This window comes from Streptomyces sp. NRRL B-24572 (assembly GCF_002156145.1).
Taxonomy (GTDB): Bacteria; Actinomycetota; Actinomycetes; order Streptomycetales; family Streptomycetaceae; genus Streptomyces; species Streptomyces vietnamensis.
The window spans coordinates 1-5405 of the sequence record NZ_MWIG01000346.1; the positions used below are offsets into that span (position 1 = coordinate 1).

General features: G+C 74.1%; 9 protein-coding genes. 5 read left to right on the forward strand and 4 right to left on the reverse strand.

Features of this window, described 5'->3' with window-relative positions; genetic code table 11:
- A partial coding sequence (locus tag CCN56_RS21230) for a (4Fe-4S)-binding protein (RefSeq protein ID WP_107484196.1) occupies positions 1-479 on the reverse strand: 479 nt, incomplete at its 3' end.
- Between the two features lie 75 nt (positions 480-554).
- Here CCN56_RS21230 and CCN56_RS21235 point away from each other — a divergent pair.
- Positions 555-1640, forward strand: coding sequence for a WD40/YVTN/BNR-like repeat-containing protein (locus CCN56_RS21235; protein ID WP_373412881.1), 1086 nt, complete (start codon positions 555-557; stop codon positions 1638-1640).
- Here CCN56_RS21235 and CCN56_RS21240 read toward each other — a convergent pair.
- Positions 1637-1936, reverse strand: coding sequence for a YciI family protein (locus CCN56_RS21240; protein WP_086829058.1), 300 nt, complete (start codon positions 1934-1936; stop codon positions 1637-1639). The genes CCN56_RS21235 and CCN56_RS21240 overlap by 4 nt on opposite strands.
- A 128-nt stretch (positions 1937-2064) precedes the next feature.
- Positions 2065-2652: a hypothetical protein gene (locus tag CCN56_RS21245; RefSeq protein WP_086829060.1), complete on the reverse strand. Its 588-nt coding sequence runs from the start codon at positions 2650-2652 to the stop codon at positions 2065-2067.
- A 136-nt stretch (positions 2653-2788) separates the two neighbouring features.
- On the opposite strand from CCN56_RS21245, the gene CCN56_RS21250 reads away from it, so the two are divergent.
- The 4 genes from CCN56_RS21250 to CCN56_RS21260 all read left to right on the forward strand — a co-directional run bounded on the left by CCN56_RS21250 (position 2789) and on the right by CCN56_RS21260 (position 4414).
- Positions 2789-3484 carry an endonuclease V gene (locus CCN56_RS21250; RefSeq protein WP_086829068.1) on the forward strand — a complete coding sequence of 232 codons (696 nt, stop codon included), beginning with the start codon at positions 2789-2791 and terminating at the stop codon, positions 3482-3484.
- Positions 3485-3533: 49 nt separating this feature from the next.
- Positions 3534-3668: a morphogenic membrane protein MmpA gene (gene mmpA, locus CCN56_RS44715; protein ID WP_256962074.1), complete on the forward strand. Its 135-nt coding sequence runs from the start codon at positions 3534-3536 to the stop codon at positions 3666-3668.
- A complete protein-coding gene (locus CCN56_RS21255; protein ID WP_086829062.1) occupies positions 3665-4030 on the forward strand; it encodes a VOC family protein in 366 nt (121 codons plus the stop codon). The genes mmpA and CCN56_RS21255 overlap by 4 nt, the downstream gene beginning before the upstream one ends.
- Before the next feature lie 72 nt (positions 4031-4102).
- On the forward strand, positions 4103-4414 hold the full coding sequence (locus tag CCN56_RS21260) for a DUF6191 domain-containing protein (RefSeq protein WP_143664587.1): 312 nt from the start codon (positions 4103-4105) through the stop codon (positions 4412-4414).
- Positions 4415-4416: 2 nt separating this feature from the next.
- Here the strand turns inward: CCN56_RS21260 and CCN56_RS21265 are convergent.
- Positions 4417-5405 (reverse strand): trans-acting enoyl reductase family protein (locus CCN56_RS21265; RefSeq protein ID WP_086829065.1); only part of this gene is annotated, 989 nt, incomplete at its 5' end.

The window sequence follows — 5405 nt, forward strand, 5'->3', positions numbered from 1 at the left end:
TGTTCGGGGACGTCCTCGTCGTCCGGTTCCGCACACGGGCCCGAGTGGTCGCAGTACGGCTGGTTCCCCGAGGCTCCGCAGCCGCAGAGCATGACCCGGGTCTCGTGGCGGTCCCCGTACGCACCGGTCACGACGAGGTCGCCCCGTATCACCAGCTGCCCGGCGGGCGTGCGGCGCACCGTGGTGGGGGAGTCCGGGGGCTCGGGCGCGGCGTCCTCGGGGCGGTGGTGGTACTGGAGCGCCCCGGACGGGCAGCGCCGGACGACCTCCGCGACCCGGTCCGGCTCGGCGGCGTCGGGCAGTACCCACGGGCGCCGGGACAGGTCGAAGACCTCCGGCAGGCCGTGGACGCACTCGGCCGCGTGCAGACAGCGGCGCGGCTCGAACGTGACGGTGATGCCCTCGCCCTCGTACTCCTTGAGCCTCGGCTTCTCGTCGCCCGCCCGCTCGCTCGTACGGTCGGTCGTGCGGTCTGTCATGCGACCAGCCTAGGAACGCCCGGCCGGGGACGCACCCTGGACGCGGAGCGGCCCGGGGCACTAGCTTCCGGCGCCATGACGTCCATGGGGAAGACGAGACGAATGATGTCGGTGGGGCTGATCGGGGCGGCGCTCGCGCTGACCCTGGCCGCCCCGGCGCGGGCCGGGGAGACCCCCACGGCAGCGGCCGGCTGGCAGCTGACACCGACCGGCACCGACGCCCGTTTCCGGGGGCTCGCGCCGGTCGACCGCAGGACCGCGTGGGCCGCCGGCTCGAAGGGCACGGTGCTGCTCACCACCGACGGCGGCCGGAGCTGGCGCAACGTGTCGCCGGCCGGTGCGGGCGACCTGGAGTTCCGCGACGTCGAGGCCTTCGACGCCCGCCGGGCCGTCGTCCTCGCCATCGGGGAGGGCGAGGCCTCCCGGGTGCTGCGCACCGAGGACGGCGGCGCCACCTGGACCGAGTCCTTCCGCAACACCGACGCGCGGGCCTTCTACGACTGCATGACCTTCTTCGACCACCGGCACGGACTCGCCATGAGCGACCCGGTCGACGGGAAGTACCGCATCCTCTCCACCCGCGACGGCGGCCGCTCCTGGGAGGTCCTGCCGAGCGCCGGGATGCCGGACGCGCTCCCCGGCGAGGCGGGCTTCGCCGCGAGCGGCCAGTGCCTGGTGTCGGCCGGACCCCGGGACGTGTGGATCGCGACGGGCGGCGGGGCCACCGCGCGCGTGCTCCACTCCGCCGACCGCGGACTGAACTGGACCGCGACCGACACGCCGATCCCGGCCGGCGACCCGGCCCGCGGCGTCTTCGGGCTCGCCTTCCGCGACCGCACCCACGGCATCGCCGTCGGCGGCGACTACCGCAAGGACCAGCCGTCCCCACAGGCCGGCGCGGTCAGCACCGACGGGGGCCGCACCTGGCGCCCCTCGGCCACGCCGCCGCCCGCCTACCGCTCCGGCGTCGCCTGGCTCCCGCACAGCAGGACCGCCGCGCTCGCCGTCGGCCCGACCGGCACCGACCTCACCACCGACGGCGGCCGTACCTGGCGCACGGTCGACACCGGCTCGTACGACACGGTCGACTGCACCGCGGACGGCTCCTGCTGGGCCTCCGGCGAGAAGGGCCGCATCGCCCGCCTCGCCACCGAGGACTAGGAGGGCAGCTCTTCCCGGTACGCGGCGATCCCGTCGGCCGTCTTGGTCGGGTAGAACTCCGTGATCCGGTACGCGCACACGCCCTCGACGCTGAACGGGTCGGCCGCCGTGATCTTCTCGATCTCCGCGCGGTCGACCCCGGCGGCCAGGATGATTCCGCCGTCCCGCGGGTTCTTCCGCCCCGACGCCAGGAACACGCCGTCGGCGTACTGCGCGTCCAGCCACGCGACGTGCGCGTCGAGGAGTGCGTCCACCCGCTCGACGGGCGCGGTGTAGGTCAATTCCAGTACGAACATGATCGCCAGGCTACCTGCCGCCGCCCGACCTCCGTTCTGGTCGGCCGCACCACTGGCCCACGGGGTCGCCAGGGCGGCAACCACCTCCCGTGGCGGCACCCGGGCACCCGGGGCGCCAGGGTCCCCGCTCAGCGAAGACCGAGCTTCTCGCGTTCGGCCTCGACCAGCTCCTCCATGAGGCCCTCCGGGTCCACCGTGTACGCGGTGTCATCGAGGGTGCCGTGGTTCCGGGTGTCCAGAGGCAGGCCGAGCGCGGCGAGTTCGGTGGCAAGCCGTCCGAACGCATCGTGCTCGTCCTGGTAGCTCGCCCGCTCGGCGGCGGCCCCCTCGGTCAGGGTGCGGCCGACCATGCGCCAGAAGGTGAATTCGGTGTCCAGCTCTATGAGGAGCCAGGCACGGTCCGAGGGTTCGTCGGGGTGCAGCCAGTAGCCGATCCACCCCTTTCCGCCCTTCGCCACGAGCTTGACGTACTTGGCCATCTCCGCGGCTCCGGCGTTCACGGCCTGCATCTCCGGGTCCGCGCGTTCCTCTTCGCTCAGATAGCCGGTGTCCAGGAGCGGGTGGACCTCTCCCGCCTCGAAGAATTCGAGGCCGAGGAGGCGGGTGAAGTCGGTGCGGCCTTCCCACTGGGCCACGAGCAGCACGCGCAGGTCGTCGGGTATCGGTCGGCCGTCCAGCCGCTCGCGGGAGAACTCGGCGAGCCGTGCGTCGTACATGCGCCCTCTCCGGAGGTCGAGGCAGGATCCTCGCTTCAACGTAACAGCGGTGTCCGAGACAAGAGGCCGGGCAGGCCGGTGACCGCATGCCTCCCCGTGATGCGGGACCGGAAGAGGTCCTAGGGTGGCCCGCATCATGACGATCATCGAGATTCCGGCGGGCTGGCCCGCCGACGAGAGCGCCGCCCGGGCCGTCCAGCAGGAACTGCGCGGGCGGCTCGTGCGCGACGAGGAGGGGCCGGCGGTCGGCGAGGGCCACGTCACCGGCCTCGACGTGGCCTACGACGACGAGCGGGACCTCGTCGCCGCCGCGGCCGTCGTGCTCGACGCGCGGACCCTGGACGTGGTGGAGGAGGCCACGGCGGTCGGCCGGGTCTCCTTCCCGTACGTCCCCGGGCTCCTCGCCTTCCGGGAGATCCCGACCGTGCTCGCCGCGCTCGACGCGCTGACCACCGACCCGGGCCTGCTGGTCTGCGACGGCTACGGCCTCGCCCACCCCCGCCGCTTCGGGCTCGCCAGCCACCTCGGGGTGCTCACCGGGCGGGCGTCCGTCGGCGTCGCCAAGAACCCCTTCACCTTCACGTACGAGCGGCCGGGACCCTCGCGCGGCGACGCGGCCCCGCTCCTGGCCGAGGGCGAGGAGGTGGGCCGGGCCCTGCGCACCCAGGCCGGGGTGAAGCCCGTGTTCGTCTCGGTCGGCCACCGCGTCTCCCTCGCCAACGCCTGCGCCCACACCCTCCACCTCTCGCCGCGCTACCGGATCCCGGAGACCACCCGGCACGCCGACTCGCTCTGCCGCCGGGCGCTCAAGGAGGCACTCGGGTCCGTCTGAGTACGCGTACGGATACCGGCCCGCCGCCCGGCCCGGCAGAGTGGGGCTCATGACAACTCCCCTTTCCGCTCCGCCGCGTTCGACCGGGCGCGGCCTGACCCTGGTCCTCGCCACCGCCGGAGTGCTCGCCCTGGCCTGGACCTGCGCCATCCTGTACGTCCTCACCAGCTGGACGTTCGGGTGATCGGGCGGCTGCGGTGCGTCGTCCTCGACTGCCCCGACGCCCTCGAACTGGCCGAGTTCTACCGGCATCTGATCGGAGGCGAGGTCGAGAGCCCCGACCCCCGGTGGGCCGTGGGCGAGGGCTCCGCCGTGCTGCGCGGCGACGCCGGCCCGGTCCTCGCCTTCCAGGGCGTCGCCGACCACCATCCGCCCGTCTGGGGTGCGCCGGAGCAGCAGTTCCTCCTCGACGTGCGGGTCGACGACCTGGCCGCCGCCCATGAGGCCGTCCTCGCACTCGGAGCCGTACCGCTCGACGGGGAGACCGGCGACGCGCGGGTCTACGCGGACCCGGCGGGCCACCCCTTCCGACTCGTACGGCCCTGACCGACGGGACCGGCGGGGAGGGAACGCCCCCGTGCCGCCGCCCGTTGGACGGGCATGGTGATGATGGTGAGCATGATGGTCATGGCGGTGGTCGTCATGGTGCCGTTCCTGCTCGGCGCGGCCCGGCATGTGGTCCTGCGGACGGGGCGGCCGAAGTGGGTGCGGCGCCTCCTCGCCGCCCGCGCCAAGGACACGCCGACCGGTGCCGGTGCCACCGCCACCGACGAACTGCTCGCCTTCCTGAACGCGAACAAGCGCGTCCAGATCGAGCAGCGCGAGGAGGAGCGACTGATCCGCCACGACGTCCAGGACGGCGCCCCGCCCCGTACGGGCGTCGACCTGAACGCGGGCACCGCCGTGATCCGACCCGGCCGCGCGGAGTAGCCCTATCCCCGGTGCGCCACCCGGAAGCGGATGCCGGCCGCCTGGAGGCGGGCGGTCAGGGCGTCGCCCATCGCCGCCGCCGTCGTCACCTGACCGGCGGTCTTCGGCAGGGAGTCGAAGGCGAGGCAGAGGGCCGACTCGGCGAGCATCTTCGCCGTCTCGTCGTAGCCCGGGTCGCCGCCCGACACCTCGGTGAAGACCCGCCGCCCACCGCCCTCGCCGACGAACCGGACCGAGAACCAGCTGCGGGCGCGCCGCTCGGCCGACGGGCCCTCGCCCGATCCGTAACGGCCCATCAGCCAGGAGCGGACCGGCGGGAGTTGGGCGGCGGCGACGCTCGCGCCGATGGCGGCGGTGCCTCCGACGGCCATCGGGAGGGTCTTCACGGAGGCGTAGTGCCGGTAGCGGAAGTCCGGCCCGTACCGTTCGAGGGCCGCCGCCGAGCGGGCCACCACCTGCGGGTCGAGCGTCGGCAGCGGCAGCGCCCAGGTGCCCGTCTCCCGGCTGAACCGGGGACCGCCGAGCGGCGCGCGGGCCCTGCGTCCCACCAACCTCGGTTCGTGCAGGCGCCGTTCGTGCGCCGCCCGCAGTATCTTCCGGCCCCGGCCGAACGCGGTCAGAGCCGAGGCGAAGGTGCCGCCGGAGAACGCGGCCCCGGCCCGGACGAAGCCGTCGACCCGCAGGGGCACGTCCTCCGGCAACTGCCGGACGGTGAAGTACACGCCCAGGTCGTGCGGGACGGAGTCGAAGCCGCAGGCGTGCACGATCCGGGCGCCGGTCTCCCGGGCCCGCGCGTCGTGCCGCACGAACATGAGGTCCACGAACTCGGCCTCGCCCGTCAGGTCCAGATAGTCCGTGCCCGCCTCCGCGCAGGCCGCGACCAGACCCTCGCCGTGCCAGACGTACGGGCCGACCGTGGTCGCCACCACCCGTGCGGACTCGGCGAGTTCGCGCAGCGAGCCGGGGTCGGCCGAGTCCGCGACGACCAGCG

Coding starts and splice junctions, on each gene's coding strand:
- CCN56_RS21235 (WP_373412881.1), top strand. CDS start 555: ATGACGTCCATGGGGAAGACGAGACGAATGATGTCGGTGGGGCTGATC.
- CCN56_RS21240 (WP_086829058.1), bottom strand. CDS start 1,936: ATGTTCGTACTGGAATTGACCTACACCGCGCCCGTCGAGCGGGTGGAC.
- CCN56_RS21245 (WP_086829060.1), bottom strand. CDS start 2,652: ATGTACGACGCACGGCTCGCCGAGTTCTCCCGCGAGCGGCTGGACGGC.
- CCN56_RS21250 (WP_086829068.1), top strand. CDS start 2,789: ATGACGATCATCGAGATTCCGGCGGGCTGGCCCGCCGACGAGAGCGCC.
- mmpA (WP_256962074.1), top strand. CDS start 3,534: ATGACAACTCCCCTTTCCGCTCCGCCGCGTTCGACCGGGCGCGGCCTG.
- CCN56_RS21260 (WP_143664587.1), top strand. CDS start 4,103: ATGATGGTCATGGCGGTGGTCGTCATGGTGCCGTTCCTGCTCGGCGCG.